The sequence below is a fragment of the Hyphomicrobium sp. B1 genome (assembly GCF_049532635.1).
Taxonomy (GTDB): domain Bacteria; phylum Pseudomonadota; class Alphaproteobacteria; order Rhizobiales; family Hyphomicrobiaceae; genus Hyphomicrobium_B.
In genome coordinates, this window is the sequence record NZ_CP134871.1 from 2,916,213 (window position 1) to 2,942,025 (window position 25,813).

Consider the following 25,813-nt stretch of genomic DNA (forward strand, 5'->3'; position numbering starts at 1 on the left):
CCGGCATACGCGTCCTTTGAGTTACGTCAGACGCACCAGCATCGTGTCAGGACCTCCGATGTCGGAAACGATCTTGGTGGCAAACGCATCGTCTCCGCCGACAACGATATAGGCGAATTTCAGCGCCTTGGCTTTTGCCTCTTCGGCGCCGGCGCCAGGCGTCAATTCGTGAAAGACAGAGCGGTTGAACATCCCGTCGTCCAAGATCTCCGCGATCGCCGGACAGGCGTAATAATAATACTCCCGCTGCTGCTCGATCGTGTCGATGAAGATCGACCCGAGCGCCTCCATAATGGCGCGCCGATTGCGATAGGTCGGGCTACAGGCAACGAGGATGCGCAGTGCGCTCGGGGGGGACTTGTGACGGCTCATGTTAAACAATTCCGCGATGTTGTCGGAACTCGAACGCGCCTCGAACCATTTTGCGCATGGCCTATGACAGGCATGAGCGTACTGATCACGAGGTGCGGCGAACGCACATAGCGGCCAAGCCAGTGATTAGGCGAGCGAAAAAATGCGGTCAGCGGGACGCCACGGTGTCGCGCAGCCTGCATTCGCTGTGGCTCATGCTCAAAACGACAAGAAGGTCTAACGAAAGTAGGATACCCAAGCCAAGGAGCACCGCAGTGGATAGTCGCATTTCGCAATTGGAGCGCGCATTCGAGCTGGCAAGCTCGGGCCGTTGTGCCTCGGTCGCGGACATCAAGCGCAAGTTGCGTGAAGAAGGCTATATGGACGACCAAGTGGAAGGGCCGTCTCTGTTTAGCCAACTGAACACTCTCATGAAAAAATCGAATGGCCACGCGTCGCGCAATGCGGCCCGTCCGTCGAGTTCGGGTTCGAGCGCAGCTTGAGCAAATCTCCATAAGTCTGGACGCACCCCGATCCCTGCCAATCGGGGTGCTCCATTCCGCTACGGCCTTCTGGGGCAGTCGCACTGAGGGATCGTGCGTGCCGTAGCCCCGGCTTTACCAACTGCGGTGGTTTCGGTTCCATCAACGTGAACGCAAGCGCTTCTGGACGGGTGTCTTGAGGACACGCCGGGAACTCCCCATGAGCGCGGGCCGTTGCCTCATCTCTCAGGAAGAGGTGGCTATATGGAAAGTTTCTCGATGGTGCAGGCAGGGCGATGGTTGTTTGGTGCCATTTCGATTTGCTGTTTCGCAGCAACTGTGACCGCTGCGGAGGCGCAAACGACGGAGCCCACGCCGTCTCAAAAACCGGACTCTCAAAAACCGGGCGGCCCGGCAAAGCAATCCGGCGATGTCCCGCTGAGTAAGAAGCTCGATAGGAATGACGGCGTGATCAAGCCGCCCCACGGCATTGATCCTGAAATTCATCAGGCACCCCCGGCGAGAACCGGCGATAAAATGCCGGTCATCATCCCGCCGGGCGAGCCGGGAGGCGATCAAAGCGTCCAACCCAAATAATGCCGCGTACGGATCATACGGCGTCCCTTTACTTTTCGGTAAGCTCGTCGATCGCGAATTGGCAATCTTCGAAGAGAATGTTGGCATATCATTCGTCTACAAACGAAGGCGGTAACCGCCCTTCGCGAAAGTCGAAAAATGGAGAGTAGACGCGATGAAAATTGTTCTTGCAGCTTTGATCAGCCTTGGACTGTGCAGCGCCGCGATGGCCGATGCGACATGCAGTGCGACCGCGAAAGAAAAGAAGCTCGCCGGTGCCGCGCTGAAAAGTTTCATGACGAAATGCACGAAAGACGCGAATACGAAGTGCAGCGCTGACGCGAAAGGCAAAAAACTTCACGGTGCAGCCGAGACGAGCTTCACCAAGAAATGCGTACGCGACGCGACAGGCGCGTGACACGGAACCGCAAAAGCAACTAGCGCGTTCTCGGCTCAAAGAACAGCAGCGGCGTGCTTTGACCCAAGCAAGAGGCGCGCTGCTTTCGAGTGGTCTGCGCAAAAATGAGCGATGTTAGCCCTCAAGTCATCGGCGATATGTCGAAGTCTACCGGATGCGAGCAACAGCAGTCGTGGAAGAAAAAACTGCTATGCTGGTTCACGGAGTTCGCCGGTTGGTCGGCACTTCTTATCGGGTCGGCGTCGGCCTTCGTCGTTGCGACGTTATCCGTAATTGTTTGGGCTGCCACCGGCCCGCTTTTTCATTATTCCGATACTTGGCAGCTGATCATAAATACCGGAACGACGTTGGTGACGTTCCTGGCCGTATTTCTCATTCAACACAGCCAGAACAGGGACGGCAAAGCCATACAACTCAAGCTCGACGAACTCATTCGTAGCACGCAGAAGGCGCGCAATCGGCTGATCGACCTTGAGCATTGTACTGATGAAGAGATCGAGCATCTTCAGCAAGAATTTGCTCGGCGCAGAAATTCGTAAGCTTCGCACGATCGCGCACATCCTGGGGCGGCGGAACCGTGGCCTGCACGTGGCGTTCCACGGCAGTGCGGCTGTCGAAACGGAAAGGATGTCGACCATGCAAGCCGAAAACAGATTTCTCAACACCACCGAAGTGCCCGGTACGTCTGTCTACGACGGCAGCCATGCCGAGATCGGCGCTGTCGATGACCTCATCGTCGACACCATGTCGGGAAAGGTACGCTATGCGGTATTGAGCTTCGGCGGATTTCTCGGGCTCGGAAAAAGCCAATACGTCATTCCATGGACCGCGCTAAAATGGGACTCGGATCTCGATGGCTATGTGACGGGCATTACCGAAGAGCAGCTTCAGTCGTCCCCCGATCTCGATCCGCTTTCGCTGCGCAATCGCGAGACGGAGACGCGCCTGCATGAAGCCTATGGTGCGCCTGGCTATTGGGAGCTGGAGCCGCGGAGATAAAACCAGGCTCTACAGAAGTCTGATCGCGCAGCCGTGAAGAGAGTTCGGGCGCTCTGTCGCAGAGCGAAACTCAACCGCATGGCGGCGCGTTCTTATCATTGATCTTCGCAGGAGAACGATGATGCATCCCGCAATGGCAGTTTGGATTTGGTCGGTCGCCATGCTGCGCGCATGGCAATCATCGATGTGGGAAGGCGGCAATTTAGGTCTGTCGCTGGATACCGCGCCAGCAACGACACAGCCTCGTACGCGTCTCGCAAATTATGATATTCGCCTCGTGCCGGCGAATGATTATCTGCATTTTGAGGTCGCCGAAAAGCCGCTTCCCGATGTCCTCCTGGATCGGCTGGCCGATCTCTATTGGGCGGAACGCGGCGCGGAACTCGCGATCTGACGGTGAGCCCTGTCACCCGGAAGGCTTTGGCCTATTACCGGTTGGCTCATCCTTATGGTCGACCTCAGCCAACCGTTTAAGCCGCTGCGTTAGAGCGTCGGGTAGCTCTTGGGCATCATTTGAGAACAAATCTCTCAATCGCACCGCCACCTGACGCTCGAAATGAAACATCCAGTCATCGATATCTCGCACGTGCCCATCCAATCTTTTTTTTCCGTGTTTGCATTCGTAACGTGTACGTTGGAATGCTGTTCCTGGTGTTTTGGACGCGCGACGAAGCAAGCGCGCAGAACGGAGCAAACTTCTTGCGCACCTCGATGCTCGGGGTTTGCCTTCGACAGGCATTTTTGCGCTGTTTGAACGAAGCGCCGCTGCGGATTATTCGGTTAACATCATGAAATAGAACGTTACGCAGTCGTCACCCGACCGCCGCATTCCGCTTCGACAACACCCGCAAACGTGCAAAGCGGGGTGCGTGATGGAAAAGGACAAAGCGGCGGAACGGATCGTTCACGGCTTGAATCTCATTCGCGGTGAGGCGGCGCGTCTCGATACCGCCCGGGCGGAGGGCAGGTCGTTCGAGGCGAAGCTCGCTCTTAAGACGATCAAAGACGAGTGCTTCCATCTTCGGCAATTTCTGTACGAGCTTCGCGAGGACGGTCGGCTCGATTGATCGAGCGGGCGAGCTGCACCGCGAAAAAATGCGGCCTGTGCGCTGGCGACGGCTCTCGGCTACGTCGGAGCACCCCAATGACGTCGGGTCGAAACCGCGGGTATTCTGCCATCGCAAAGACGCAGCATGACTATAATTTAATGGCCGAAGAGCTACGAAGGGAGTGCAAAGAGCGCCCAATAAACCCGCTCAGGACCCGATATCGTCCATTTGCGATAATCCGCGAGTATGATTGCGCGCCTTGTCCATATCGAACAAAGTAGGACCTACGTGCGTTGTGACAATGGCCGTTACGGGTCACGGCGAGAGGTGGTTTCCCATGTCGAAGCAGAAATTCGCGCTGGCCTTGGGCGGTGGAGCCGCACGGGGTTGGGCGCATATCGGTATTTTGCGAGGCTTGGCCGAGGCTGGGCTGGAGCCCGAAATCGTCGTCGGCACATCGATCGGCGCCATTGTCGGCGGTCACTATGCGTCAGGACGCCTCGATACGCTGGAGGAATTTGCCCGAAGCCTTACCCGTCGGCGCGTGTTCAGCTTTCTCGATCTGAGCGTTTCCGGTTCGGGCCTTATCGCGGGGCAACGCCTGTTCGACCGCTTCGACGATCATTTGCGCGGATACAAAATCGAAGACCTGCCCACGCGCTTCGCTGCAATCGCGACCGATCTGTCGTCCGGGCAGGAAGTGTGGTTGCGTCGCGGCAACGTGATCGACGCGGTTCGTGCTTCGTCGGCTATTCCGGGCATCGTGAAGCCGGTCAACATCAATGGCCGTTGGTTGGTCGACGGCTGTCTCGTCAACCCGATTCCGGTCTCGGTGTGCCGCGCACTGGGCGCGCGCGTCGTCATCGGAGTCAACCTGACGACGGAGTTTGGACGCGGGGGCATTTCGATTGGCGACGACGATGACGAGGTTTCAGAGGAGGTCATCGTCGATGAGGCGCCCATCACGCGCTGGAACGGCCGCGGCGCGTTCCAGCTTCTGCACCGTCAGTTGTTCGGGCGCAGCGACGGTGCGCCGGGAATCACCTCGGTTATTCTGAACTCCTTCAGCATTTTCCATGATCGGATCTCTCGCGCGCGGCTGATGGGCGATCCGCCCGATCTACTTGTTGCGCCGAACCTGGCCGACATCGGCGTTCTCGACTTCCACCGCGCTGATGAAATGATCGCGAGCGGTCGGGCGGCGATAGAACCACATATCCCAATGATTGAGAGTTATTTGAACGCTCCGCCTCCGGCGTTGATCAACACCCGGCTTTTTGCCGGTTGAGGCCAGGTCAGCAGCTTTTCAGCATGCATTGAACGGTGAATAGCGCCCGGGCGTCCGTGTACGGCACATCGTCACGCATGGGAAACCGTTTTAGGCCCGCGCGCGTCTACGTCTCGTGATTTTCTTCGGCCTTGGCTGCGTGGGCTTTCCCAAGAGAGAGCGGGCGTTTGATGACCGTAGTCGCAACCATTCAAGACGTCAGGGATTTCGCTCTCGCCAAGCACGAAGGGCAAGTGCGCAGGCATGACGGCAAGCCCTATATCTCACATTTGGACGGCGTTGCGTCGATCTTGAGAGAGCACGGATACACTGCGCCGGAAGTGATCGCAGCGGCGTTCCTGCACGATACGCTGGAGAAAACCGATACGACGCTCGAAGAGTTGATCGAGAAGTTCGGGATGGTCGTCGCCGAACTCGTCTTTTGGCTGACCGATACGGAGCAGGGAAGCCGCGATGCGCGCGCTTTGGAGGCGGCGTGGCGCCTTTCCCGCGCGCCCTGGAATGCCAAGCTCATCAAGCTGGCTGACATCATCGATAACGGTACAGCCATCATCATGTGCAATCCGGATTTCGGACCGACGTTCCTCGATGAGAAGCGGTTGCAATTGAAAAAGATGGCAGAGGTTGAAAGCAGCAGGCTGCTTCGCCTTCCGCTGTTCCAGAAGGCTGCCATCGTGACGGAATCTGCTTCCCTGTAAAATCCGAACACGGCGCGAATGCAGCGCGTCGGTGCATTCAACTCGCATGCTCGACGTTAGCCTCAGAAATACGCCGACGGCGAACGGCGCCATCGGACATGCTGGCACGTACGCGCGGCAGCGAGCCCGGCAGTTCCTCCTGCAGAAACGCAATCAGCTTCTCTCGAACTTCGCATCGAAGGTCCCACGCCGCAGGCGAAGTGCGTGCGCTGACGAGCGCTCGGAGTTCGACCGTTCCTTCCGTCGCGTCCGTCACCTGCAGATTGACGACCTGCCCGTCCCAGAGCGGCGACGCCTTGGCTATCTCCTTCAGTTTGTCGCGCACGCGATCGACCGGCACGGTGTAATCGGCGTGCACGAGAACCGTCCCGATGATCGATGCATTCTCGCGCGTCCAGTTTTGAAAGGGTTTCTCGATGAAATACGAGAGCGGCACCACCAGGCGCCGCCAATCCCAAAGCTTGATGACGACGAAGGCCGACGTGATCTCTTCGATCCATCCCCATTCACCTTCGACGACAACCGCATCATAGACGCGGATTGGTTGCGTCATGGCGATCTGGACGCCGGCGATGAGGTTGGCGAAAACCGGACGCGCCGCAAGCGCAACGACGAGACCGGCAACGCCGGCGGAGGCAAAGAGGCTGATGCCGTATTGCCGAACCGCTTCGAACGTCATCAATGCGGCGCCGACCGTTACGATGACGATGAGCGTCTCGGCCGCGCGCTGGAGTATGCGAACCTGCGTGTAATGCTTGCGGGCAAGCAGGTTGTCGTCAGCCAGCACGTCGAACCTGCGCAGATAGAAGTCCGCAGCGATCTTCGTTGCGATCAAGGCGACCCAGCCTGCGAGGATGATGAAAGCAAGGCCGAGCGCCCTGCTGAAAAAGGACTGGACACTGTCGCTGAGCGGCGCCACGGGAACGGCAAGCGAAACGATAATGATGATAAGCGCAAGCCTCGTCGCGCCCTTCGTGTTGGTGAAAACCGACCGCAGGTAAGGGTGATTGACGCCGATCCAGCGGCGCATCGTGGCGACCAGTGCGCTATGCAAGACGATAGCGACGGCGATCGCACCGAGCGCCAATCCCACCGGCAAGAGCCAATCCGGCATCGCACCGAAATAAAAAGAAGTAACGGCTTGGAGCATAAATCTCCCGCTGGGCCAATTGCTGCTTTGCAGCGTAACGCCAGGGGGAGGGGAGAGTTTCGTCGTTTAGACGATGACAGGCGGCAGGAGAGGGCCGAGATCCCGTCGCACCCGTGTCGTGCCGGAATGTCGCAGGAACGATCGGCGGCATGGGAGCGTAATCCTGGTACCACGGCCCGCACCTTCCCCCCAGGTGCCGTCCCTCAAGCCGTGGCCAAACCCGCACACCCTGGCTTCCCCCCGGCCAGGGTGTTCTTTTTTTTAATGGCTCAGCGGCGCTCCTGCTCAACCAGAGCCAAGCGTTTCAGCGGCTCAGCGATGATGTCGGGCAGAGCCGTGAAATTCCGTTCTGAAGTGAAGAGTTTTCTGAGACGCGGCGCGGCGCGATCCTTGAACTCGACCACCCAGTCGTCGTGTAAGGAACAGGTAACTTGTGCGAACTTGCCCATCGCGATCGTTCCTTCTCCTGCATTCAAATCCAACACGAGAAGAATACGCGAAAAGTGTTTCCAATCATTTGCCTGAAATTCGATTGATCTCGGCCCGGAATATCGAAAACGGCACCGCCGTTAGGAATTCGGTGACGAGCGCCAGTCGCTCTGATAGGACACCCGCACTGATCCCGGCCGCGGCGGATGTCGCGCCGGAAATCATCTCATTTGAATGGAAGGAAAAACGATGCCAACGATGTCAGACAATCGTCGCCGACGCATTATTGCCCGTCAGCGCAAGCTGGAAAACTTGAAGAAGCGGACTGAGAAGATCGCCAAAAAAGAGCGCAACGCCTAACGTGCGCACAACGCGGGGCGGTCGTCGCGCGTTATGGCTGCCACTTGAAAGTTTCGTTGCTCTCAAGAACGGCAGCAAGCCGCGCCACCGCCTCCGCATGTTGATTTAATCTGTCTTCCAGCGCCGCCATCATGTTGGACTTCACGGTTTGCGGCCATCGCCGCGCATGAATGAGGTTGAGCTCGATTGAGAGCTCAGTGATGATCTCATTGTGCCAATAAAGCGCGTCTTCGACGGTATAAGCGTCCAGCGCATTTTCCACGCAGATTTCCAGATATTCGCTAGCTTTCATCATGTTCGCATCCGGCTCGTCGGAACGCAGGTTTGCAGACGTGTCGCGAAAGAAACCGCGCCGCAAGCGAAGCGCATGCAAAAGTGCGCCGCCCTTCATGTGGTCGACCAGCTTGCGGAGCAGCCTCGAAGGATGGGTGCTGCCAAATGCGGGCAGAGGATGATTGCCGTCCGCCGCCATCGCTAAACCCTCCCTGAACATATTCTACGCTATGTGAGCGTTTCTCTTGGCCGATCCTCCGCCGTTCGAAGGACGCGCAATCGCCGGCTTTTGTTCCACCTTCGCGGAAGAATTTGGCTTATTTCCAACGAGCTGGCGAAAGGATCGATGCGAAGATCGGCTGGCGCTGCAACTTTCCCCCGGGCCGCAGGTAATAAAAACGATATCTGGCGTTTTACGCTCGGTATCGCGAGCCCAGAGACTATCTGTCTTCACAAACACCGCTCCGCGGATCCTCGATAGTCGTTGGAGTTCGATCCTGTGCCGGTCCACCCTCCCGGCGCGTGGGCTTCGTCGAGCGGAGCCGTAAAAAGCCTCGGTTTTTGCCTCAAGCGAAGCCGAGGCTTTTTATTTTTGAACGCAGGCGATTGCGGAACCTCTCAATTCCGAGAGGCGTTGAAGGCGCACAACGACAGGAGGTTAGTTATGAATTGGGATCGTATCGAAGGTAACTGGAAGCAGTTCAGTGGCAAGGTCAAAGAGAAGTGGGGACAATTGACCGACGATGATCTTGCCCAGGTGAACGGCAATCGCGAGCAACTCGAAGGCATTCTCCAGAAGCGCTATGGCTATGCAAAGGACCAAGCCAAGCAGGAACTCGATCGCTGGTCGGATTCGCTGTGACGCCGATATTAGCAGTCTTGTAATGGAAAGGCCCAAATTTTGGGCCTTTCTTTTTGGTTTCGGCGTCTAGAATGGCACCAGAGACGATTCTGCGTCGGGGGCATCAGGCATGACCGAAACGTTTTACGCCGAAATTCTCACGCGTTCAGAGCAAGATCGCGCCAACGGACGGCTGGAAATCTCGCTGTGCAATGCGGCCGGGGACTGTCAGACGATTTCACTTAGTACCGATGCGGTCGCGGCTCTTGCATCGCTCATTGCTAACGCACCGCAACCGAGCACCGCACTGACCAAAATCCCGGATAATTTTGCTGTCGGTCACGGTCGGCACGAACCGGTCGTGATGTTGCGCTTCGAGGACGACCCTGCCTACGGCCTGACGGCCGAACAAGCGTTTGGCCTTGGCGAAGCGCTACTGGAAGAGGCCGAGACTGTCGCTACAAAGATGAAATACGCGGTGCGCCAGTAGACAGCGTACATTCATCAGGCATGCCGGGCGGCAAGCTTCCGCGCGCTTTTCAAATCATGCACGAAATCGGCGTAGGCCGTCTCTTTCTCATGGCGATCCCGAATGCGCAGGATCGACGACGGATGCACGGTGATGAAGCCAGCCCTCGTCCCGAACTCTGCCGGTCCGCGTGAGCGCCCGATAACCACGGGCGCACCGGCCAGCGCATAAGCGGCAGTCCCGCCAAGCGCTACGACGAGATGCGGGTGGACGAAGTCCAACTCCTTCATCAGCCACCAGCGATAGTGCTTCACTTCTCCCATCGTTGGCTTTTCGTGAAGACGTCGCTTGCCGCGTTGCTGAAACTTGAAGTGCTTTACCGCATTCGTGACGTAAGATTGCGCGCGATCTATTCCGGCTTCACGAAGTGCTTTATCGAGCAGCTTGCCAGCCGGTCCGACGAACGGATGGCCTTCGAGATCTTCCTGGTCGCCCGGCTGTTCACCGACGAACGCAAGCGCTGCTCCAATCGGCCCTTCGCCGAAGACGGCACGCGTTCCACCCTCGACCATTGGGCCAGCGGCCGCCATCTCTTCGTTGAGTTCGGCGAGAGTGCGAGGCTCGTTCCCGACCGAAGGCGCGAAGAGATCGCCCGTCGAGGGACTCGGCGAAGCGCGCTTGCGCACAGATGGTTTGGAAGCTTCCTTCGGCATGGCGGGCTCAACGCGCAGATAAAAGGCGAGTTTAATCCATCACGCGCCAACGGGCGATTGGTTCCCATCAAATGAAATGGGCGCCGGAACGTGGGGTTCCGGCGCCCTCGTCTGAGGCAAGTCAGGGAGCACTGCCAACCTCAGTCGTGGAAGGTCTCCCCATGGAGAGCGAGATCGAGCCCTTCGGCCTCTTCGGCTTCGCTCACCCTCAAGCCAATCGTGTACTTGATGAGGAGAAGAATGATGAGGCTGACGACGCCGGACCAGACCAGCGTCATGGCAACGCCCTCGACCTGCAGCATCATCTGACCGGGATTGCCGTCGAGCAGCCCCGATTTGCCCGCGCCGCCGACCGACTGCACGGCATAGACGCCGGTCAGGATCGCGCCGAGGATGCCGCCAAGGCCGTGAACGCCCCAAACGTCGAGGGCATCGTCATATCCAAACATATGCTTGAAGCCGGTCACGCCCCAGTAGCAGACGACGCCCGCCGCTAGACCGATGATGAAAGCGCCGTTGACCGAGACGAAGCCGCAAGCCGGCGTGATCGCTACGAGGCCGGCGATGGCGCCGGAAATGGCGCCAAGCAGGCTCGGTTTGCCTTTGACGATCCATTCGAGCAGCGTCCACGACACGAGCGCGGCGGCCGTTGCGAGATGCGTGTTGATCATCGTGATGCCGGTCGAAGCGCCGGCGCTCAGCACCGAGCCGACGTTGAAGCCGAACCAGCCGACCCACAGCAGCGAGCCGCCGACCATCGTCAGCGCCAGGTTATGCGGCGCCATCTGAACGGTGCCGTAGCCCTTGCGCTTTCCGATCACGATCGCCGCGACGAGGCCCGCGATGGCCGAGTTGATGTGGACAACGGTGCCGCCCGCGAAGTCGAGGACCCCGGCGCCGCCGAGATAGCCGCCCGGTCCCCAGACCATGTGGGCAATCGGCACGTAAGCAAAGAGCAGCCAGAGCGACACGAAAATCATCGCGGCCGAGAACTTCATGCGGTCAGCCGGACCGCCCAAGGCGATGACTGGCGTGATGATCGCAAACGTGCCCTGGAACATGATGAAGAGAAATTCCGGGATGGTCGGTGCTGCCGGAGCCGGAGTATCCGGCGCAATGCCAGCGAGCATGACCTTCGAAAAACCGCCGAAGAACGCGTTGCCTTCCGTGAAGGCCAGCGAATAGCCGACGACGCACCAGATCACCGAAAGGATACCGGCTGCGAACGTGCACTGCATCAGAATGGCGAGGGCGTTTTTCTTGCGAACCATGCCGCCGTAGAAGAGCGCGAGGCCGGGAACGAGCATTGCCAGCACCAATACGGACGACGTCAGCATCCATGCGGTGTCGCCCGAGTTGATGGCCGGCGGCGGGGCGGCAGCCTGTGCGAGAGCGGCCACTGAAGACGCAAAGAGCGCTGCGGCGCCGAGAGCCGACGCTCTCAACGACGCCCGAATTCTTGAATGCATTATATATTCCCCCGAAATAGGTCACGATCGTCGACTGCCACTCGATCGGCAGGCGCAATCGGCTGCGTTCTCAGAGGGCACAAATATTTATCGCAAGGAATGTGCCAGTAGGCCGACGCAATAAAATGGGAACACGGAACTTGCGAAGCCTTGAGGCGCTTGCTCGTCGGTTGGGCAGTAGGAAAGTTTTTGGGCAGAGTGCTAAAGCTGCCGTGCCGAAACGTAGCCCGTCATGCCTGAGTAGCAGGAGCGGTGGCGTCAGCCCGGCGGCGAAATCGGCCAGTCGGCTTCGACGTATTTCCGGAACCAGGCGCTGAAACACTGCGGGACCGCCGCGATCTGCTCTCGAATCGCATCGGGGGTCGACCAGCTATAGCCATCGCATTCGATCGGGTCCGGAGCGATGACGCCGTCGTAGATCCCGCGAAAGACATGGACGAACTCATGTTCGACGAGGCCTGCGTCGAGTTCCGCCCGGTACGTAAAGGTTCCGATTGCCGTCAGCGGGCAGATGATCCGCATTTCTTCGTTGAGGCGCCGCGCAGCGGCTTCCGACGACGTTTCGCCGGGACGAGGATGGCCGCAGCACGTGTTCGTCCACAGACCACCCGAATGATATTTGTCGATCTGGCGCCGCTGCAATAGCAGGCGGCCTTTCCGGTCCCAAATCATCACCGAAAACGCCCTGTGCAGGCTGCCCTGCCGGTGCGCATCGAGCTTTTCAGCGATACCTGTTGGATTGTCCTCGCTATCTACAAGGACGACTTCTTCTCGAAGCATGGTCGCGGTTCCCCCAGCCGGCCCATTAGCACATCACCCAGCCGGGAGGATAGCGCCCGCTCATTGAGGCGAAATGGCGTCGGGCGCGCCCAGGCCCTAACTCAGCGACGGAAAAATCCCATCATGCGGGTGAAGTTGCGCATAATTTCATCGGCGGGTCGATCAAAGACTTCCAGTGGAATGCGGATGTGGTTGGGCGCTGGCATGGCCCAGGGCAACCGCATCAGGAAACGGTAATAAGGCCGCTTGCGCCAGTCGGCTAGCAGCGCGCGGTTCAGCGGTTCCTCGAGAATGATATGCAGTTCGTTGACCTCCGCTCCTCTGAGATTGAGCGAGACCAGATCGAGTTGTTTGATCGAGCGCCAGGCGATGATGCCGAGGCCCTCGGCGAAGATGCCGTATTGGCTGGCGCCGATCCGCGGCCTGCCCGTTTCGAGGAGCGGAAAATTATAATAGGCATATCCCAGCATGATGAGCGCCAGCGCAAACAGCACGCTGATGCCATGGACGATACCGAGCGTCGCTAGGACGACACCGATTAGCCCGACGACATAGACCGGAAATTGAATTTCTTCCCGTTCATAGGCCACCGTATAGCCGTGCATGTCGTTTTGGCCCACGGGCACACGGTCTTGCATGTCGACTTCCGCTGCGGCAGTCCGTGGGAGGAACAGTGCCACGAACATGGCCCGTCGTTAAGCCCCCGCTGTGCTCGCCAGCGATGAGACATGCCAATAATTCAGGCACTCGATCGGGGGGCGGGGCGGACGCCGTCGCTCATGATGATGACAATCCAATCGCTGTCATGCTCCCGTGCCTCGTGGTACCTTAGCTGAGGTGCGATGAAGAAAGAGGTCACGTCAGCAGCAAGGGGGCGTCGATATGATCCTGGGAATGGATTCGCTTACATTCGTGCACGTCGTATTGAGCTTGATTGGCATTGCCACGGGCCTAATCGTATTCTTAGGCTTCGTTGCCGACGCTGAAATGCCCACCTTGACCGCCGTTTTTCTCGTGACGACCGTTTTGACGAGCGTGACCGGATTTGCCTTTCCATTCTCCAAGCTGCTGCCGTCGCATATCGTCGGCATCATCTCACTGGTCGTGCTGGCCGCCGCCCTCTACGCCCTGTATGTCGCGCGGCTGTCCGGCTCCTGGCGATGGATTTACGTCGTGACAGCGTCGGGCGCACTCTATCTCAACGTCTTCGTTCTCATCGTACAGCTTTTTCAGAAAGTCCCAGCCCTTCACGCCGTCGCGCCGACGCAGTCTGAAACGCCGTTCGTTGCTGCACAGGGGCTGACGCTCGCAATCTTTATCGCTCTCGGCTTCCTCGCCGTTCGCCGGTTTCACGCGGCAAGCGCGCCATCCGGAGGCAAATTGCGATCGGCGGCGTGACCCATCGGTTACGCAGGGATGGCGTTATGCCCGCGAACGCGCGAAAGTGTTGCGATGCCCTTGATGCACCAGTAGCCTCGAGATAAAGGGCCTCGTTTCATCTGCAGGAAACGCGAACGCTGATGCGCCGCTACTTGAATTTTCTGATCGGCCTTGCGTTCGCGGTGCGCAGTCTTTTGCCTGTGGGCTTTATGCTTGCCGCTTCACCGGACGCTGAAGGCATGCCCCAGATCGTCATTTGTACCGGGCATGGACCGCAAAACTGGGTCCTGGATGAGAAGGGCGTGCCCCGTCCAGCCAAGACCTCACCGGACAACAAGAATGCCTGCCCGTACGCGGCTGCAGGCGCCGTAGCGGCCGATCACGACGCGCCGCAAATCCTCGCGCATACGGTCCGCTATGCAGCGGTCACGTATTCAATCACGGCGCAAATATTCCGAACGACGCCAAAGCCTGGCGCGCAATCCGCGCGCGGACCCCCAACCACTCTGATCTGAGTTCTTCCGATTTTTTTGTCGAGTTGCGTCGCTGCGGTATCTCGACCGCCTGCGTATGCGCGTTCGTAAGTCTGATATCAGAGTGGAATTTTCGTTATGCAAATCTTCAAGCCTCGCACCAGCGCGGCTCCGATACGCATTGGCATGGCAGCCGCGTCGACGGTGCTGTCATGCTTTGCCGCAGCGCCATGCGCACACGCTCAGGATGCGAATCCGGCGTCGTCCGTCCAGCTTCCCGACGTCAACATCGAGCAACCTAAATCGCAAAAAGTGCAGCAAGCAGCTGAGAAGCCAAAACCAAAGCGCATCGCCCAACAGAAGGTGACCGCGAAAGCACCTCAACCTTTGCCTGCGGCCGCGCCGACGTCGACCGACCAATTCGCCGGAACATTGCAGGCTGGCTCAGGTGCAAGCCCATTCATCGGCAATCCGGGCACACCCTCAGCCAATGTGGCCGCTGTGCCGGGAGCCTCCGGCGCAGGTGCTCAAACTGCGACCTCGGTAAGCATGAAGTATTACGAGGACACACCCGTGTTCTCCGTCGACGATATTCTTGACGACGTTCCTGGCGTTTCGCTGAAGCAGGGCAACGGTCCCCGAGACATGGGTATTTCCATCCGCGGATCGAACGCCAGAAATGGTTTCGGGATACGCAATATCGTTGTCCTCGATGACGGATTTCCGGTTACGCAGCCGGATGGCCTTTCCCGCAGCGACCTCATCGATCCGCACGCCTACGCAGGTGTCGATGTCTGGCGCGGCCCGTCGTCGGCCCTCTTCGGTAACTACGCGACCGGAGGCGCCATCAATTTTCGAACCTATCCGGGCGGCGTGATCGACGGCGTCGAATACGGCCTGGACGTTGGCAGCTTCAATTACCTCAACAATTACGTTATCGGCGGCAAGAAGGGTGACAACTGGGAAGCCTCCGTCTTTACCAGCGACGTTCGCGGCGACGGCTACTTCGGTTACAGCGGCTTCAATACTCAGACCGTCAATGCGTTGATGACATATCAACCGTCCTCGACCGACAAGTTCACCTTCAAATTCATCAACAACAACGTGGACACGGAATTGCCGTTTCGCACGTCGTTGCAGCAGTTCAATCAGAACCCGTTTCAGAAGGGCTGCCAAACGGCGGCGACAGCCGCCGACGGCTGCGCAACGAATAAGTTCTCCGCGACCGGCAATACCAGTTCTGGTGTCCCGCAAACCGCCGAGCAGGCAGGCGCCGGACGGGATGACCGCCGCACGATTGGCGGCTTCCGCTGGGACCATGCTTTCGATGCGGCAACGGCGTTACAGACGCAAGTTGTGGTCGACGATCGCAACATCAACCAGCCGACCGGTACGACGAGCGCCGTCGGCGATTATCTCTCCTACAACGTCATTTCCGGCGTGACGCACCGTTCGACCGCCGCCGGCCTGCCCACGCTGGGCTACCTCGGAGCGTTCTGGAACTACCTGCCCGTCGATGGCAAAACGTTCAACATCGCGCCGGGTGGCGGCGCACAGCGCGGCCTGTTGCAATCGGAGCAGACAGGTTCGACGATGAACGTCGGCGCGCGTGCCCGCCAGGAAGTGAAGCTGACAGATGATTTTTCCGTTGTCGCGGGCGCAACCGTGGAACGAACATCGCTCGATGGTTCTCAGATTGGCTACGTCTACAATACTGACGGAACGATCAAGAAAACGAACTTCGTTTCAGCCGATCGCGACTTGACGAACGTCGCGCCCGAATTGGGCGTCGTCTACACGCCAACCCGCGAATGGCAATGGCGGGCACGCGTCGGAACAGGCTACGGCACACCGCAGTTTTCGAACCTCTTCGTCACGCCCGAAGGACTGCCAGGCAACAACACAGAGCTGAAATCGCAGACCAACGTTGGCTTCGATGTCGGCGCAGACTGGACGCCGGCACCGGGCGTTGCGCTCAGCGTCACGGGCTTCTACGAATTCTTCAGGAATGAACTTGTTTCTCAGTCGCCGGGGCCAGGACTGCCCAACTTCTCATTTAACGCACCGGCTTCGGAACATCGCGGCATAGAAGCGTCAGCGAACATCGCGCTGGGGCATGGCTTCAAGCTGACGGCGTCGTATACGTTCGACGACCAGATCTATACCGACTATGCCGAGCGCCTTTCCGGCGCGACGGCGGCCGTCAGCCGCGACGGTAATAAAATTCCCGGCGTCGCACCGAACGAGGTGTCAACGCGCCTGAGTTACGATGTGCCGGCCGGCGCATTCAAAGGCGTCGGTGCGTATGCCGAATACGAATGGCACGACAGCTTCTTCATGGAGAACGCCAACCTCTTGAAGGCACCTGGGTACGACTTGGTAAATCTCAACGTTCACTACAACAAAGGTCTCAGCGGTGGTCCGATCAAGTCGCTGATGGCCTACTTCGAAGTCCAGAACGTGTTCAACGAAACCTATATCGCTTCGGCAAATAACATCACCGATCGTGTGGGGGCGGGAGCAGACGATCTGGCCGCTATATCCGGCTCGATCTACGCCGGCGCACCGCGCGCGTACTATGGCGGCATGAAGCTGAAGTTTTGACGCTACGCCTCCAGATGGTCCTGGGCGAGGCCTCACAATCCGAATGCCGCCGCGGACGCGCGCCGCGACGGCGTACCTTCCTATGTCGATGCTTCACCTGGATGTGACGCGAATCGCCTCCGCGCGTCTGCGCAATCGCAGGTCGAACTTGCCAGCAGTCGTTTTGACGCAGATCATAATTCTCATTTCGATTCGTGCGCGTGCTGAACGGGAGAGAAAAAATGGATCCCACCTTAATGGCATTGATTATCTGGCTCTTGATCGGCGCCGCGGCCGGTTGGCTGGCAGGGCAGATCATGAGTGGCGGCGGATTCGGATTGCTCGGTGATATCGTCGTCGGAATTATCGGCGCGGTTATTGCCGGTTGGTTGTTTCCGTTTCTCGGTCTCCGGCTGGGTGGCGGCGTTCTCGGCGAGATCATCGCAGCCGCCATCGGCGCTATCATTCTGCTCTTTGTCTTGCGGCTCGTGAAACGAGCGTAGCGAAGGGAACTCACCACTACACCGCGGGCCGCTCGTCACTCGGGGGAGACAACGGGCGGCCCTGCCCGTTAAACATTGAAGCAGCGATTGCAGTACCTCGGCTGGGACTGGCTGACAGGCGCGGCTGCAGCCGCAGCATCTGCGAGCCAGGCATGCACATTTTTGAAAAATAAGAAAATCCTTCGTCCGAAAATAATCATGATTTAGGGTCAAGGTCGCCGCTTGCGCTCACGGCACCCGACGCATCACGAATGCCAGCGTCGCGGCCCTGAAGTGAAAAATGGCAGTCTTTAAAACGCCAGTCGGATTGCTTCCCCAGTGACCAAATACAACAGCATGCGCAGGGCTCCGGTTTCCTGTTTTATCATTTCGAAAAACGAAGCCGACCGGATTGGCCGCACCATTCGCTCGGTCCGGCCGTGGGTGGACGAGGTTGTTGTCGTCGACAGCGAGAGCACCGATGACACCGTCAGCGTTGCGCTTGCGGAGGGCGCCCGCGTGATCACGCAGCGTTGGCTTGGCTTTGGCGGTCAAAAACGCTTTGCCGAGGAGCAGTGCCGCAACGATTGGGTTTTCAATGTCGATGCCGACGAGGTCGTCACGCCTGCATTGGAGCGTGAGATCCTTGACGTCTTCACCGGCGACGATCCGAAATTCGTGGCGTACGGCATGCCGCTGCAAATGGTCTATCCGTCGGCCTCCAAGCCTCGTCTGTTCGCGCGCGATCATTGGTACGTGCGTCTTTACGATCGCCGCTTCGTGCGCTTTCGCCAATCCAACATTCACGATGCCGTCGTGACTGACGACTACCCGGTCGGCCAATTGCGGGCGCCGATGCATCATTATTCGATGCGCTCGTTCCCTGACATGAAGCGCAAGTTGAATGACCGCACTTGGCTTCTCGTCGAGAACTCCGATGTGACTACAACTGGATCGGTCTCGCTTCGGTTGTTTACGGAGCTGCCGATGAATTTCTTCAAGTACTACATTGTTCGCCGTCACTGCATGGGCGGCTTTACCGGTCTCCGGTACGCTTCAATTCAGGCTTGGTACCGCTTCCTGAAAATCTATCGGATCTGGGGCGAGGCGGGTCACAAGACCAGACGGATGCCAGCGCCGGAAGCGCCCGCGGCCTGAATTTCCGCTGTGAGCAGCCATCCCAGCGACGGCGGCGCACGGAACGACCATCGACCAATAAGAAGTCTTCCACCCCGCCGCCAATTGCGGTTATAGAACAGCCGCGCACGGTCCCGTAGCTCAGTTGGATAGAGCATCTGCCTTCTAAGCAGAGGGTCGCAGGTTCAAGTCCTGCCGGGATCGCCAATGATTTCAATAAGTTGTCCGGATCGCCCTTCGGTCAAAAAATTCCTGCGGTGCGAACAGGGTGCGACCGGGGAAGGCGCTTCCAAGCGCATAGCCTACCTCGGAAGATCGTCTGAATCACTTCCGCTTATCGGACGGGCAAAACCAGAAAAGGCTGGCAGAAGGTCAGCGCCATCGCTGAACGCACGCTCGGTCAGCTTGCAGCGGCGAAGCATCTGGCCGACATGGGCGTTCCTCCCGGCAATCGACTGGAACTGCTCACGGGTGACAGAGAGGGGCAGCACTCGATCCGCATGCACATTCGATGGCGGGTCTGCTTCAAATGGACGGATGCTGGCCCGAACGAAGTTGAGATCACGGATTATCGCTGAGGACGAAGCCATGACGAAGACGACTTATCCCGCGCCAAGTCTGCTCGACATGAAACGGGTCACAACGCACCCAGGCGAGATGCTGGACGAAGAGTTCCTGAAGCCGCTCGACATGAGCGCGCGGGCGCTTGCGAAGGAGATTGGCGTGCCGGCCAATCGCCTGACAGAGATCATCGCGAAGCGACGCGGCATGACGGCGGACACGGCGATCCGGCTGGCGCAGTATTTCGGTGGGTCGGCTGAGTTCTGGATGAACTTGCAATCGATGTACGATTTGACCGTGGCCGTCGTCAAAAAGCGTAAGATCTACGCTGCGATCTCAACGCGCGAGGCCACCTAGCGCGAGCGGCCTTGGAATGGTTGGTGATTTCCGAAGCCAAATGTCCGCTTCGCCCCGATTTTTGAGGCTTTTTCGTGCCGGCCACAGGTCGTTTAGGACCACTCCCAGTGGGGGAATCTATATCCCAGAAGCTGACTTGACCAGCGGCAGCATGACCCTTCGAACTACGACCGGAATGTCGAGAAAGCGGAAGTCTTATTGTCGAAAGCGCATGGTCTCCTGATGAGCAGACATCGCGTCAGCAATGCCTCCAAGAACAGACATCTGGCGAATGGGGCATAAGATCAGTTGAAGGCGGTCGGGCGTCTAAGGCATTGCCGCACATGCCCAAGGCAAGAATTCGCAGACCTAGATAAGAATGCGATAGACGATGAGCTTGACCAAGCTTTCTCCAGATGGAGACGAAAGTTCTTGAATGTCGAGTTTTTGATCGTGACTTGAATCGACGCCTTTGAATCGCAGATCCACGATCGCCAAGTACTGATCTCTGGTTAGATTGTCTTTGTGGCCTGGGTTGCCTGCCTCGATTTCTTCTTTGGTAAGACGGCCACTCAGTTCGTCGATATTCAAAGTGCCATCTTTGTCGGAATCGAGTCGGTCGAACACCGCAGCCCCGGCTTGCCTAGCTTCGGCAAGATCAACGGTAGCATCGTTGTCCGTGTCCAGCATATGCAGGATCGCTGCTGAAGATATCCTCGCACTAATCGGCGTTGTAACGGTCAGAAATCCAATGCCTGACAACAGAAGCAGAGTTCTTAAACGCATGTTACCGTCGCGTTCGTTCATGGCGTTAGCGATTTTATGACCTCGTCGCCCGAGATCGAGATTTTGACGATGCCCTTGCCGTCGATGTCCATCTTCATCAGATCGACCATGCGGATCTGGCTGTTCTCGTGGGTGCGGAAAAAGTACTGCTTTGTCTTGAGATCGCTGGCCGAGGTCCACAAGGTATAGTCGGCAGGGATATTTCCATGCTCGTCTTTCTGCTCGCGGGCGGCACCTTTTGGTATGTCGAATTGGTTTAGGATGTGGAAGGCTTGCAGAATGGCAGCGCGCCCGGTCTTTGACGGAAAGACCGACTGACTGAAGGCGACCGCTCGAACAAAGCGCGACGGTGGCGTGAAGTCTCCCGGAAGGCCCGCCATGCCGGAGCCCTGGCCCGTCGGTAGCAGTGTGAGGGCGCCTAGATGCACGGGCGGCGCGTTCGTCATCGAGTAATTCACGAAGTTGCGAAGGTTTGTCATATGCCAGTCAAACGCTGGCGAGTTGGTAATCACACCCAGTGGATTATCGTAGACGTTGAGCTTGCCGCCCACATACTCGATGACGATGCTCTTGCCTGCAGCATCATGCACGATGTAGTGGGCCTCGGGCGCGAAGCCCCATCCAGCGAACACAACGGCTGGGACGACTACGCTAGCAATGTTGGCTTTAACCTCTTCGACGGTGGCGAAGTTCTCCAGAATCCACGATGCGACTTCCCACTGCGCAATGGTCTTGCCCGCGTCGCCCGAAGTGTAGGGCATGTATCCGGCGGAGGTTGGAAAGTAGAACATTCCGGCAGCTAGGCCCTTTTCGTTAAGTCCATCGAACAAGATCGGAAGTCCGACGCCGTTCATTCCGACACTTGCGTACTTTGTCGTCCACTTCAGTCCTTCTTTTCCGTCTGGAGTGGTGCCAATCCGCGCATACCCGCGCGGGACCATTATGAGTTCGGAGTGAATATCGGTAGCGAATTCTAAAGTCCGGGCGTGAACGACGGTGCCGTCTTCCGCAATGAGACGAATGCCCGTGCAGGCCTGTACGGCTTGCGCCGAGGCACCGAGAAGGATCGTTACAATAGCAACTGCAGCTATTTTGGATGTGGCGCGATGCCTAAACATTTGGTGGACTTTCTTTTGCCGTTGACGCGACTGTCTCTCGGATAAGCTAACTTCCGCCTTCGGTCTCGAGAAACCGGTTGTCCGTTCTTTAGGCCCAGAATGGCGACGCCGCGATGAGATCGTTGATACCCACGCTGGAACTCGTGAAACTGCCCTAACAGTTCGTCAGCACTCGCCATGGTTTTCGATGAGAAATTTAATGAAGGGGCAACGGCGAACAAAGCTGAGTGAAGCGAAGACAGCGCGCATTCCCGAAAACCAAAAGGTGCTTAAGAGTACCGTCACGCGGCGGACGGCCCATCGCGCGGGCGCATGCTTTCGGCAACCAAAACGACACCATACATGTTCGATCTCCCTCGAACACGTGGTGACCAGCCCCATCCGCCGCCTTGGCGATCACGTTCTCGGGGAAATGATGCAGCGTCAAATACATTCGTCTCCGCGTTGCGAAATGACGTTAAAAGATCGAATTCGATGACTTCATGCGCCCGCGAACTTTGACTGCGAGTGTGCTTGTCGTTCTGCACTATCCAAATTCTGCAAAATAGAAATACGAAATAGCCCGAGAAGATTGTCATCCAGCGCGCAATGCGTTTCGCATTGATCCGACGGAAAAGCTCAATCTCGCTCGGTCGAGACTTTAATTTGCATACGTAGAATGTAGCAGATCGGTGACGGCGTTTCACACCGTGGAATGATAGATTTCGAATCATGGTCCCGGCTTCGTGAGGCGGTCTGACAAATGGATTTATCCACCAATCGCATGACCTCCGTTGTTGTCGCGCTTTTCTGCGGCGCATTCGGATATACCGACACCGGTTTCGGCGCGGATCTCGGGCAAGGAACAGCAGCGCGCGCAGCATCCGTCCAAAGCGCCGACGGCTGGTCGTTTGTCTTCACGAGCTATGGCTGGATCCCATGGATGAGTGGAAACTCCGTTGTCAAAGGGCGGAGTTTCGACGTGAACGTCGATCCCAGCGATGTCTTCGGACATCTCGATTGGTCCACGCTACCGGCATGGATGAGCTATGCTGAAGCGCGCAAAGGACCTATCGGGCTATTCAATGACGTCGTTTATGCAAGCCTCAGCGGTTCGCGGGGCTTCGACGCGGACCGGCGAAACTTAGACTTTTCAGGAAATGTTTCAGCTGACTATACGCAAGTAACCGTTGAGGCAGGCGGCGCGTATGAAATTTGGGCCGATCGCAACCCCGTGCTTTCCGGCACAACGGCATTGGATGTCTTGGCCGGTGCTCGCTATTGGCATCAAGACGCTGCGATTTCAGCCAGTACTGTCACCTCCGGCAACCTTGCGGGGCTCGTACTCGAAAATAACCGGTGGGTCGCGAAATCGGGATCGGTTGATTGGGTGGATCCGTTTGTCGGCCTGCGCGTGAGAAACCAACTCGGCCCTCACGAGGAGCTTGTTGTTCGCGCTGATTTTGGAGGATTTGGAGTCGGAAGCGATTTTTCCTGGCAGGTCCTGGCGACGTATAACTGGCAGATATGTACGCTCTATGGCCATGTCCTCGATGGCTATGTCGGGTACCGCGCGCTGTCGGTCGACTACTCGCAGGGTTCCGGGACATCGAGATACGAATACGATGTCCTTCAGCAGGGCCCCGTCATTGGCTCTACGCTACACTTCTGAAAAAATCGTAGGCGGGCAATACATGGCCGCCAAGCTATCGTCATCGACTCCTGCGGCCCAACAAGAAGGTGGCTAGTCTGTCTTGGATGTTAGCGGCGCAAGACGAGACGTTCTCCTCGCGCCCGTGCGAGTGTCTGTGACGGACGCTCGCCGAATTGATTACGGTAATCGACTGCGAAGCGACCCAGATGCAAGAATCCGAATCGCAACGCGACCGAAGTCACATCGGTTTGTTCGGAAGGCTGGGAGAGCTGTCGCTTGACCGCGTTCAAGCGCATTTCATGTAACAATCGTTTGGGAGGTTTGCCGAATGCCTCTTGGCAAGCCAGATAAAGCGTGCGTTCACGGACCGCCATTCTCGCGCAGAGATCGGCGACTGTCATATGGCCTTCGAGGTTCTCCTTAAGAAGTGTGCGCATGGCCACCGAAACTTTGGCGCGGCGATGCAGCGGCTCAACAACCTCGAATGAGGGCACGATAGCAAGCACCGTGTCGAGCACCATCGAATGTGCTGCGTTGAGAACGTCCTGGCGAGCACTGGGCCCCTGATTCAAGAGTAAATTTAGCGTCTCATTCAAGAGTAGTGTGCGTTGCGAGACTTCGTGCTCACTGATCGGCCAAGATTGGAGAGTCTGCCGATCGATACCGTCAGTTCCGCGGCGCATTCGCATCCAGTGCTCGATTTGTGTCGTGTCAATCGCGACAACCATCAGGTCCGTCCGGCCATTCGCCGCGAACGCAATATCTTCGCCAGCGGGAACAAATAGTGGCTCGCTGGCGCTGGCCGGTCGGCCCCGGATGTGCAGCGAGCCTTCGGCTGCGACCGGTAGCGCCACAACCCAATTCCCTATGGGGGCCGTGCCCTGGTCTAGTATACCCGGAGACCATCGCACTCTGCCGAGTTGAAGCGACGTGAGAATGACTTGCGTCATCCGTCCGGAAAAGGCGCCGGCTCCAATCTGCTCATAGTGGATGTCCCACTCTCGGGCATCCTGAGCCATTAAATCGAAATCGTCGTAGCAATTGTCTTGAACGCCAACGAGTTCGAGCCTGTTTACGTTAGCGCGCATTTACTGATCTCAGCGCTCTTATTTTGCAGGTTCTGGATAGTGGCGGACTCACCGTGATGTTACATTATATTCGTATTGCCCCTAAATCACCAATTCCCGAATCACGTTTCTGACTGTCCAAGTGCCAAACTCTGGATCAAATGGCATGCACGTCCCACAGACCGGACTCAAAATTTCCTGAAAATCGAGAGCGAACTATGAAAACGACATTCGGCAAATGCGGCGCTCTTCTTATGTCACTCGCAATAACAAATTTTGTTGGTGGCGTTGCGTCGGCCTCAGACCTGCCGCCTTCGCTGGTGACCCCGGACAAGCTCGAGACCTCGATTGGCACCCTGGAATTCAAAGACGGTGTGCCGGACAAAGCCACCTCGCAAAAACTCTATGACAACCTTGACCTTACTTACGCGTACCGCGCATTCATGGATAACATGCGGGGGGTCAGCATCGATGCATTGCGGAGAGGCATGCATGAGATTGGAGTCAAGGATAACGAGGTGCTCGTCTTCTCCAACCTGATGGATTCAAAATCGCTTTTCCTCACGGCCAATGCTGACACGATCTATGTCATGGGCTCGCTCGATCTCAGCAACGGGCCCGTAGTGGTGGAAACGCCACCGCAATTCTTAGGTGCAGTTCAGGACGCTTGGTTCCGCTGGGTCATTGACCTCGGCGTGCCCGGGCCCGATCGCGGAGAGGGCGGGAAGTATCTGATCGTGCCGCCCGACTACAAGGGGCAGCTCCCGGACGGCGCCTATTTCATTGCGCGCGCCCGCACCAACACCATCGTCTGGTTTGGCCGGTCGTTTCTGGAAAACCACAGTGATCCCAAGCCCGTTGTCGAAAGTATCCGTAAGTTCACCAAGGTCTATCCCTACGAGCCAGGTGGTGTCGGCACTCCCATTGCGTCCTTCCTGGCTGGCGAGGCCAAGCTGGGTCGGGTGACTGAGCCCCCGCCGACGGTGTTTCACGAAGGCAGCGGCAAGGTGATAAACACCATTCCGCCGAACGACTGGACATTTTACGAGAGACTCAACGACGTCGTGCAGAAAGAACCTGCAACGTCGCTTGACGCGGAACTCATGGGTCCGATTGCAGCCCTCGGCATCGTCAAGGGTAAGCCGTTCGCGCCCGACGCGCGGATGAAGAAGATCATGACCGATGCGTTGGCACTTGCGAATGCCACGTCGCGCACGCTGTTCTTGAATCCTCGGGACCCGCGCTGGTTCTATTATCCGAATTCGTCCTGGTCGAACTATCTGTTCGAGACAGGATATGAGTTCGAGACACCGATCCCGATGATCACGCGCGAAGGGGTCAAGCCGTTCCCACCGACGGGCTATCGTACGATGGATGCGCGCACGAACTTCTTCTACGGCGTCACTGGCATCACACCGGCGATGGCGATGCGCTTGCCGGGCATTGGCTCACAATATTTGCTGGCGATGTCGGATGCGAACAAGAACCACTTCGATGGATCTAAAACTTACAAGGTGACCTTGCCTAAGGGCATCCCAGAGAAAAATTTCTGGTCACTTACGGTATACGACACGATGACCAGATCGATGCTCGAAACGCCGCAGCGCTATCCGCGCGCCGGCAGCCAGAGCTACCCGTCTCCAGCCGCTGAACCGGATGCGGACGGCTCAACCACGGTCTATTTCAGTCCGGCTCAACCCAAAGACGTCAGTCGCGGCAACTGGATTCAAACTACGCCAGGGAAGGGCTGGTTCACGATCCTGCGCCTTTACAGTCCGCTTGAGCCATTTTTCGCCAAGACGTGGAGACCAAGCGAGATCGAATTGGTCGAATAAGCGGACATGCTCTGCGTCGAGCTGAGCCCACACGAAACGATAGTGCCCAATTTCTGCTATTTGGACAAGGCGGCCAT

Annotated in this window: 32 protein-coding genes and 1 tRNA gene; 22 read left to right on the forward strand and 11 right to left on the reverse strand. The window is 57.7% G+C overall.

The features are described 5' to 3' along the window. Window positions 1-21 precede the first annotated feature (21 nt). Complete coding sequence (locus RLW55_RS13940) at window positions 22-372, reverse strand: hypothetical protein (RefSeq protein WP_423414497.1); 351 nt, start codon at window positions 370-372, stop codon at window positions 22-24. A 254-nt stretch (window positions 373-626) separates the two neighbouring features. Here RLW55_RS13940 and RLW55_RS13945 point away from each other — a divergent pair, with 254 nt between their 5' ends. The 9 genes from RLW55_RS13945 (at window position 627) to RLW55_RS13985 (ending at window position 5,861) form a co-directional block, all read left to right on the forward strand. Beyond that, on the forward strand, window positions 627-854 hold the full coding sequence (locus tag RLW55_RS13945; RefSeq protein ID WP_155831240.1) for a hypothetical protein: 228 nt from the start codon (window positions 627-629) through the stop codon (window positions 852-854). Window positions 855-1,097: 243 nt separating this feature from the next. After that, window positions 1,098-1,430 carry a hypothetical protein gene (locus RLW55_RS13950; RefSeq protein WP_414462984.1) on the forward strand — a complete coding sequence of 111 codons (333 nt, stop codon included), beginning with the start codon at window positions 1,098-1,100 and terminating at the stop codon, window positions 1,428-1,430. 154 nt (window positions 1,431-1,584) lie between these two features. Next, window positions 1,585-1,827, forward strand: a complete 243-nt coding sequence (locus RLW55_RS13955; protein ID WP_409560271.1) for a PsiF family protein — start codon at window positions 1,585-1,587, stop codon at window positions 1,825-1,827. Between the two features lie 104 nt (window positions 1,828-1,931). Then, complete coding sequence (locus RLW55_RS13960) at window positions 1,932-2,366, forward strand: low affinity iron permease family protein (protein ID WP_409560270.1); 435 nt, start codon at window positions 1,932-1,934, stop codon at window positions 2,364-2,366. Then, window positions 2,314-2,826: a PRC-barrel domain-containing protein gene (locus tag RLW55_RS13965; RefSeq protein ID WP_423414498.1), complete on the forward strand. Its 513-nt coding sequence runs from the start codon at window positions 2,314-2,316 to the stop codon at window positions 2,824-2,826. Before RLW55_RS13960 ends, RLW55_RS13965 begins: the two co-directional genes overlap by 53 nt. A 133-nt stretch (window positions 2,827-2,959) precedes the next feature. Then, window positions 2,960-3,220: a hypothetical protein gene (locus tag RLW55_RS13970; RefSeq protein WP_423414499.1), complete on the forward strand. Its 261-nt coding sequence runs from the start codon at window positions 2,960-2,962 to the stop codon at window positions 3,218-3,220. Between the two features lie 478 nt (window positions 3,221-3,698). Beyond that, window positions 3,699-3,893, forward strand: a complete 195-nt coding sequence (locus RLW55_RS13975; protein ID WP_409560267.1) for a hypothetical protein — start codon at window positions 3,699-3,701, stop codon at window positions 3,891-3,893. A gap of 319 nt (window positions 3,894-4,212) precedes the next feature. Then, complete coding sequence (locus RLW55_RS13980; protein ID WP_409560266.1) at window positions 4,213-5,163, forward strand: patatin-like phospholipase family protein; 951 nt, start codon at window positions 4,213-4,215, stop codon at window positions 5,161-5,163. A gap of 170 nt (window positions 5,164-5,333) precedes the next feature. Beyond that, the gene (locus tag RLW55_RS13985; RefSeq protein WP_409560265.1) at window positions 5,334-5,861 is read left to right on the forward strand and encodes an HD domain-containing protein; all 528 of its coding nucleotides are present in this window, start codon (window positions 5,334-5,336) and stop codon (window positions 5,859-5,861) included. Between the two features lie 37 nt (window positions 5,862-5,898). Here RLW55_RS13985 and RLW55_RS13990 read toward each other — a convergent pair whose 3' ends face one another. Both RLW55_RS13990 and RLW55_RS13995 read right to left on the reverse strand, forming a co-directional pair. Next, entirely contained in the window at window positions 5,899-7,011 is a 1,113-nt protein-coding gene (locus RLW55_RS13990) for a mechanosensitive ion channel family protein (protein ID WP_423414500.1), read from the reverse strand. 269 nt (window positions 7,012-7,280) lie between these two features. After that, window positions 7,281-7,460 carry a hypothetical protein gene (locus RLW55_RS13995; protein ID WP_409560263.1) on the reverse strand — a complete coding sequence of 60 codons (180 nt, stop codon included), beginning with the start codon at window positions 7,458-7,460 and terminating at the stop codon, window positions 7,281-7,283. Between the two features lie 214 nt (window positions 7,461-7,674). Here RLW55_RS13995 and RLW55_RS14000 point away from each other — a divergent pair, with 214 nt between their 5' ends. Beyond that, on the forward strand, window positions 7,675-7,800 hold the full coding sequence (locus RLW55_RS14000; RefSeq protein ID WP_414462980.1) for a hypothetical protein: 126 nt from the start codon (window positions 7,675-7,677) through the stop codon (window positions 7,798-7,800). 31 nt (window positions 7,801-7,831) lie between these two features. Here RLW55_RS14000 and RLW55_RS14005 read toward each other — a convergent pair whose 3' ends face one another. Further along, window positions 7,832-8,272 (reverse strand): hypothetical protein, encoded by a 441-nt coding sequence (locus tag RLW55_RS14005; RefSeq protein ID WP_414462979.1) that lies wholly within the window; start codon window positions 8,270-8,272, stop codon window positions 7,832-7,834. A gap of 465 nt (window positions 8,273-8,737) precedes the next feature. Between RLW55_RS14005 and RLW55_RS14010 the strand changes: the two genes are divergently transcribed. Both RLW55_RS14010 and RLW55_RS14015 read left to right on the forward strand, forming a co-directional pair. After that, complete coding sequence (locus RLW55_RS14010) at window positions 8,738-8,935, forward strand: CsbD family protein (protein WP_013948074.1); 198 nt, start codon at window positions 8,738-8,740, stop codon at window positions 8,933-8,935. 109 nt (window positions 8,936-9,044) lie between these two features. Beyond that, on the forward strand, window positions 9,045-9,404 hold the full coding sequence (locus RLW55_RS14015; RefSeq protein ID WP_414462978.1) for a hypothetical protein: 360 nt from the start codon (window positions 9,045-9,047) through the stop codon (window positions 9,402-9,404). Between the two features lie 14 nt (window positions 9,405-9,418). Here RLW55_RS14015 and RLW55_RS14020 read toward each other — a convergent pair whose 3' ends face one another. From RLW55_RS14020 to RLW55_RS14035, 4 genes are all read right to left on the reverse strand, one after another. Further along, window positions 9,419-10,096 carry a UdgX family uracil-DNA binding protein gene (locus RLW55_RS14020; protein ID WP_423414501.1) on the reverse strand — a complete coding sequence of 226 codons (678 nt, stop codon included), beginning with the start codon at window positions 10,094-10,096 and terminating at the stop codon, window positions 9,419-9,421. Window positions 10,097-10,236: 140 nt separating this feature from the next. Next, on the reverse strand, window positions 10,237-11,565 hold the full coding sequence (locus tag RLW55_RS14025) for an ammonium transporter (RefSeq protein ID WP_409560259.1): 1,329 nt from the start codon (window positions 11,563-11,565) through the stop codon (window positions 10,237-10,239). Window positions 11,566-11,823: 258 nt separating this feature from the next. Beyond that, complete coding sequence (idi, locus tag RLW55_RS14030; RefSeq protein ID WP_409560258.1) at window positions 11,824-12,345, reverse strand: isopentenyl-diphosphate Delta-isomerase; 522 nt, start codon at window positions 12,343-12,345, stop codon at window positions 11,824-11,826. A gap of 101 nt (window positions 12,346-12,446) precedes the next feature. Further along, window positions 12,447-12,983: a hypothetical protein gene (locus tag RLW55_RS14035; protein WP_423414502.1), complete on the reverse strand. Its 537-nt coding sequence runs from the start codon at window positions 12,981-12,983 to the stop codon at window positions 12,447-12,449. Window positions 12,984-13,227: 244 nt separating this feature from the next. On the opposite strand from RLW55_RS14035, the gene RLW55_RS14040 reads away from it, so the two are divergent. The 8 genes from RLW55_RS14040 to RLW55_RS14075 all read left to right on the forward strand — a co-directional run bounded on the left by RLW55_RS14040 (window position 13,228) and on the right by RLW55_RS14075 (window position 19,318). Continuing rightward, entirely contained in the window at window positions 13,228-13,743 is a 516-nt protein-coding gene (locus tag RLW55_RS14040; protein ID WP_409560256.1) for a hypothetical protein, read from the forward strand. Window positions 13,744-13,865: 122 nt separating this feature from the next. Next, on the forward strand, window positions 13,866-14,240 hold the full coding sequence (locus RLW55_RS14045) for a DUF2946 family protein (RefSeq protein WP_414462973.1): 375 nt from the start codon (window positions 13,866-13,868) through the stop codon (window positions 14,238-14,240). Between the two features lie 96 nt (window positions 14,241-14,336). Continuing rightward, window positions 14,337-16,802, forward strand: coding sequence for a TonB-dependent receptor family protein (locus RLW55_RS14050; RefSeq protein WP_423414503.1), 2,466 nt, complete (start codon window positions 14,337-14,339; stop codon window positions 16,800-16,802). 221 nt (window positions 16,803-17,023) lie between these two features. Then, window positions 17,024-17,284: a GlsB/YeaQ/YmgE family stress response membrane protein gene (locus RLW55_RS14055; RefSeq protein ID WP_409560253.1), complete on the forward strand. Its 261-nt coding sequence runs from the start codon at window positions 17,024-17,026 to the stop codon at window positions 17,282-17,284. Between the two features lie 336 nt (window positions 17,285-17,620). Next, window positions 17,621-18,421 carry a glycosyltransferase family 2 protein gene (locus RLW55_RS14060; protein ID WP_423414504.1) on the forward strand — a complete coding sequence of 267 codons (801 nt, stop codon included), beginning with the start codon at window positions 17,621-17,623 and terminating at the stop codon, window positions 18,419-18,421. Window positions 18,422-18,530: 109 nt separating this feature from the next. Then, a tRNA-Arg gene (locus RLW55_RS14065) sits at window positions 18,531-18,607 on the forward strand. A 116-nt stretch (window positions 18,608-18,723) separates the two neighbouring features. Beyond that, window positions 18,724-18,978, forward strand: a complete 255-nt coding sequence (locus tag RLW55_RS14070; protein ID WP_409563273.1) for a type II toxin-antitoxin system RelE/ParE family toxin — start codon at window positions 18,724-18,726, stop codon at window positions 18,976-18,978. Window positions 18,979-18,988: 10 nt separating this feature from the next. After that, window positions 18,989-19,318 carry a HigA family addiction module antitoxin gene (locus tag RLW55_RS14075; RefSeq protein ID WP_409560172.1) on the forward strand — a complete coding sequence of 110 codons (330 nt, stop codon included), beginning with the start codon at window positions 18,989-18,991 and terminating at the stop codon, window positions 19,316-19,318. A gap of 348 nt (window positions 19,319-19,666) precedes the next feature. Here RLW55_RS14075 and RLW55_RS14080 read toward each other — a convergent pair whose 3' ends face one another. Together RLW55_RS14080 and RLW55_RS14085 are read right to left on the reverse strand one after the other, a co-directional pair. After that, window positions 19,667-20,104, reverse strand: a complete 438-nt coding sequence (locus RLW55_RS14080) for a calcium-binding protein (protein WP_414462915.1) — start codon at window positions 20,102-20,104, stop codon at window positions 19,667-19,669. Further along, window positions 20,101-21,201: a linear amide C-N hydrolase gene (locus RLW55_RS14085; protein WP_423414505.1), complete on the reverse strand. Its 1,101-nt coding sequence runs from the start codon at window positions 21,199-21,201 to the stop codon at window positions 20,101-20,103. The genes RLW55_RS14080 and RLW55_RS14085 overlap by 4 nt, the downstream gene beginning before the upstream one ends. A 742-nt stretch (window positions 21,202-21,943) precedes the next feature. Here RLW55_RS14085 and RLW55_RS14090 point away from each other — a divergent pair. Next, on the forward strand, window positions 21,944-22,852 hold the full coding sequence (locus RLW55_RS14090; RefSeq protein WP_409560169.1) for a hypothetical protein: 909 nt from the start codon (window positions 21,944-21,946) through the stop codon (window positions 22,850-22,852). Window positions 22,853-22,941: 89 nt separating this feature from the next. Here the strand turns inward: RLW55_RS14090 and RLW55_RS14095 are convergent, their stop codons facing one another. Continuing rightward, window positions 22,942-23,688 (reverse strand): helix-turn-helix domain-containing protein, encoded by a 747-nt coding sequence (locus RLW55_RS14095; RefSeq protein WP_423414506.1) that lies wholly within the window; start codon window positions 23,686-23,688, stop codon window positions 22,942-22,944. Between the two features lie 431 nt (window positions 23,689-24,119). Between RLW55_RS14095 and RLW55_RS14100 the strand changes: the two genes are divergently transcribed. Next, a complete protein-coding gene (locus tag RLW55_RS14100) occupies window positions 24,120-25,736 on the forward strand; it encodes a DUF1254 domain-containing protein (protein WP_423414507.1) in 1,617 nt (538 codons plus the stop codon). Window positions 25,737-25,813 lie beyond the last annotated feature (77 nt).

Coding starts and splice junctions, on each gene's coding strand:
- RLW55_RS14025 (WP_409560259.1), bottom strand. CDS start 11,565: ATGCATTCAAGAATTCGGGCGTCGTTGAGAGCGTCGGCTCTCGGCGCC.
- RLW55_RS13980 (WP_409560266.1), top strand. CDS start 4,213: ATGTCGAAGCAGAAATTCGCGCTGGCCTTGGGCGGTGGAGCCGCACGG.
- RLW55_RS14040 (WP_409560256.1), top strand. CDS start 13,228: ATGATCCTGGGAATGGATTCGCTTACATTCGTGCACGTCGTATTGAGC.
- RLW55_RS14100 (WP_423414507.1), top strand. CDS start 24,120: ATGAAAACGACATTCGGCAAATGCGGCGCTCTTCTTATGTCACTCGCA.
- RLW55_RS14080 (WP_414462915.1), bottom strand. CDS start 20,104: ATGAACGAACGCGACGGTAACATGCGTTTAAGAACTCTGCTTCTGTTG.
- RLW55_RS13950 (WP_414462984.1), top strand. CDS start 1,098: ATGGAAAGTTTCTCGATGGTGCAGGCAGGGCGATGGTTGTTTGGTGCC.
- RLW55_RS13975 (WP_409560267.1), top strand. CDS start 3,699: ATGGAAAAGGACAAAGCGGCGGAACGGATCGTTCACGGCTTGAATCTC.
- RLW55_RS13970 (WP_423414499.1), top strand. CDS start 2,960: ATGGCAGTTTGGATTTGGTCGGTCGCCATGCTGCGCGCATGGCAATCA.
- RLW55_RS14055 (WP_409560253.1), top strand. CDS start 17,024: ATGGATCCCACCTTAATGGCATTGATTATCTGGCTCTTGATCGGCGCC.
- RLW55_RS14085 (WP_423414505.1), bottom strand. CDS start 21,201: ATGTTTAGGCATCGCGCCACATCCAAAATAGCTGCAGTTGCTATTGTA.
- RLW55_RS14075 (WP_409560172.1), top strand. CDS start 18,989: ATGACGAAGACGACTTATCCCGCGCCAAGTCTGCTCGACATGAAACGG.
- RLW55_RS14035 (WP_423414502.1), bottom strand. CDS start 12,983: ATGCAAGACCGTGTGCCCGTGGGCCAAAACGACATGCACGGCTATACG.
- RLW55_RS14005 (WP_414462979.1), bottom strand. CDS start 8,272: ATGGCGGCGGACGGCAATCATCCTCTGCCCGCATTTGGCAGCACCCAT.
- RLW55_RS14020 (WP_423414501.1), bottom strand. CDS start 10,096: ATGCCGAAGGAAGCTTCCAAACCATCTGTGCGCAAGCGCGCTTCGCCG.
- RLW55_RS13995 (WP_409560263.1), bottom strand. CDS start 7,460: ATGGGCAAGTTCGCACAAGTTACCTGTTCCTTACACGACGACTGGGTG.
- RLW55_RS14090 (WP_409560169.1), top strand. CDS start 21,944: ATGGATTTATCCACCAATCGCATGACCTCCGTTGTTGTCGCGCTTTTC.
- RLW55_RS13955 (WP_409560271.1), top strand. CDS start 1,585: ATGAAAATTGTTCTTGCAGCTTTGATCAGCCTTGGACTGTGCAGCGCC.
- RLW55_RS13940 (WP_423414497.1), bottom strand. CDS start 372: ATGAGCCGTCACAAGTCCCCCCCGAGCGCACTGCGCATCCTCGTTGCC.
- RLW55_RS13960 (WP_409560270.1), top strand. CDS start 1,932: ATGAGCGATGTTAGCCCTCAAGTCATCGGCGATATGTCGAAGTCTACC.
- RLW55_RS14050 (WP_423414503.1), top strand. CDS start 14,337: ATGCAAATCTTCAAGCCTCGCACCAGCGCGGCTCCGATACGCATTGGC.
- RLW55_RS14060 (WP_423414504.1), top strand. CDS start 17,621: ATGCGCAGGGCTCCGGTTTCCTGTTTTATCATTTCGAAAAACGAAGCC.
- RLW55_RS14000 (WP_414462980.1), top strand. CDS start 7,675: ATGGAAGGAAAAACGATGCCAACGATGTCAGACAATCGTCGCCGACGC.
- RLW55_RS13990 (WP_423414500.1), bottom strand. CDS start 7,011: ATGCTCCAAGCCGTTACTTCTTTTTATTTCGGTGCGATGCCGGATTGG.
- RLW55_RS14015 (WP_414462978.1), top strand. CDS start 9,045: ATGACCGAAACGTTTTACGCCGAAATTCTCACGCGTTCAGAGCAAGAT.
- RLW55_RS13985 (WP_409560265.1), top strand. CDS start 5,334: ATGACCGTAGTCGCAACCATTCAAGACGTCAGGGATTTCGCTCTCGCC.
- idi (WP_409560258.1), bottom strand. CDS start 12,345: ATGCTTCGAGAAGAAGTCGTCCTTGTAGATAGCGAGGACAATCCAACA.
- RLW55_RS14010 (WP_013948074.1), top strand. CDS start 8,738: ATGAATTGGGATCGTATCGAAGGTAACTGGAAGCAGTTCAGTGGCAAG.
- RLW55_RS14045 (WP_414462973.1), top strand. CDS start 13,866: ATGCGCCGCTACTTGAATTTTCTGATCGGCCTTGCGTTCGCGGTGCGC.
- RLW55_RS13965 (WP_423414498.1), top strand. CDS start 2,314: ATGAAGAGATCGAGCATCTTCAGCAAGAATTTGCTCGGCGCAGAAATT.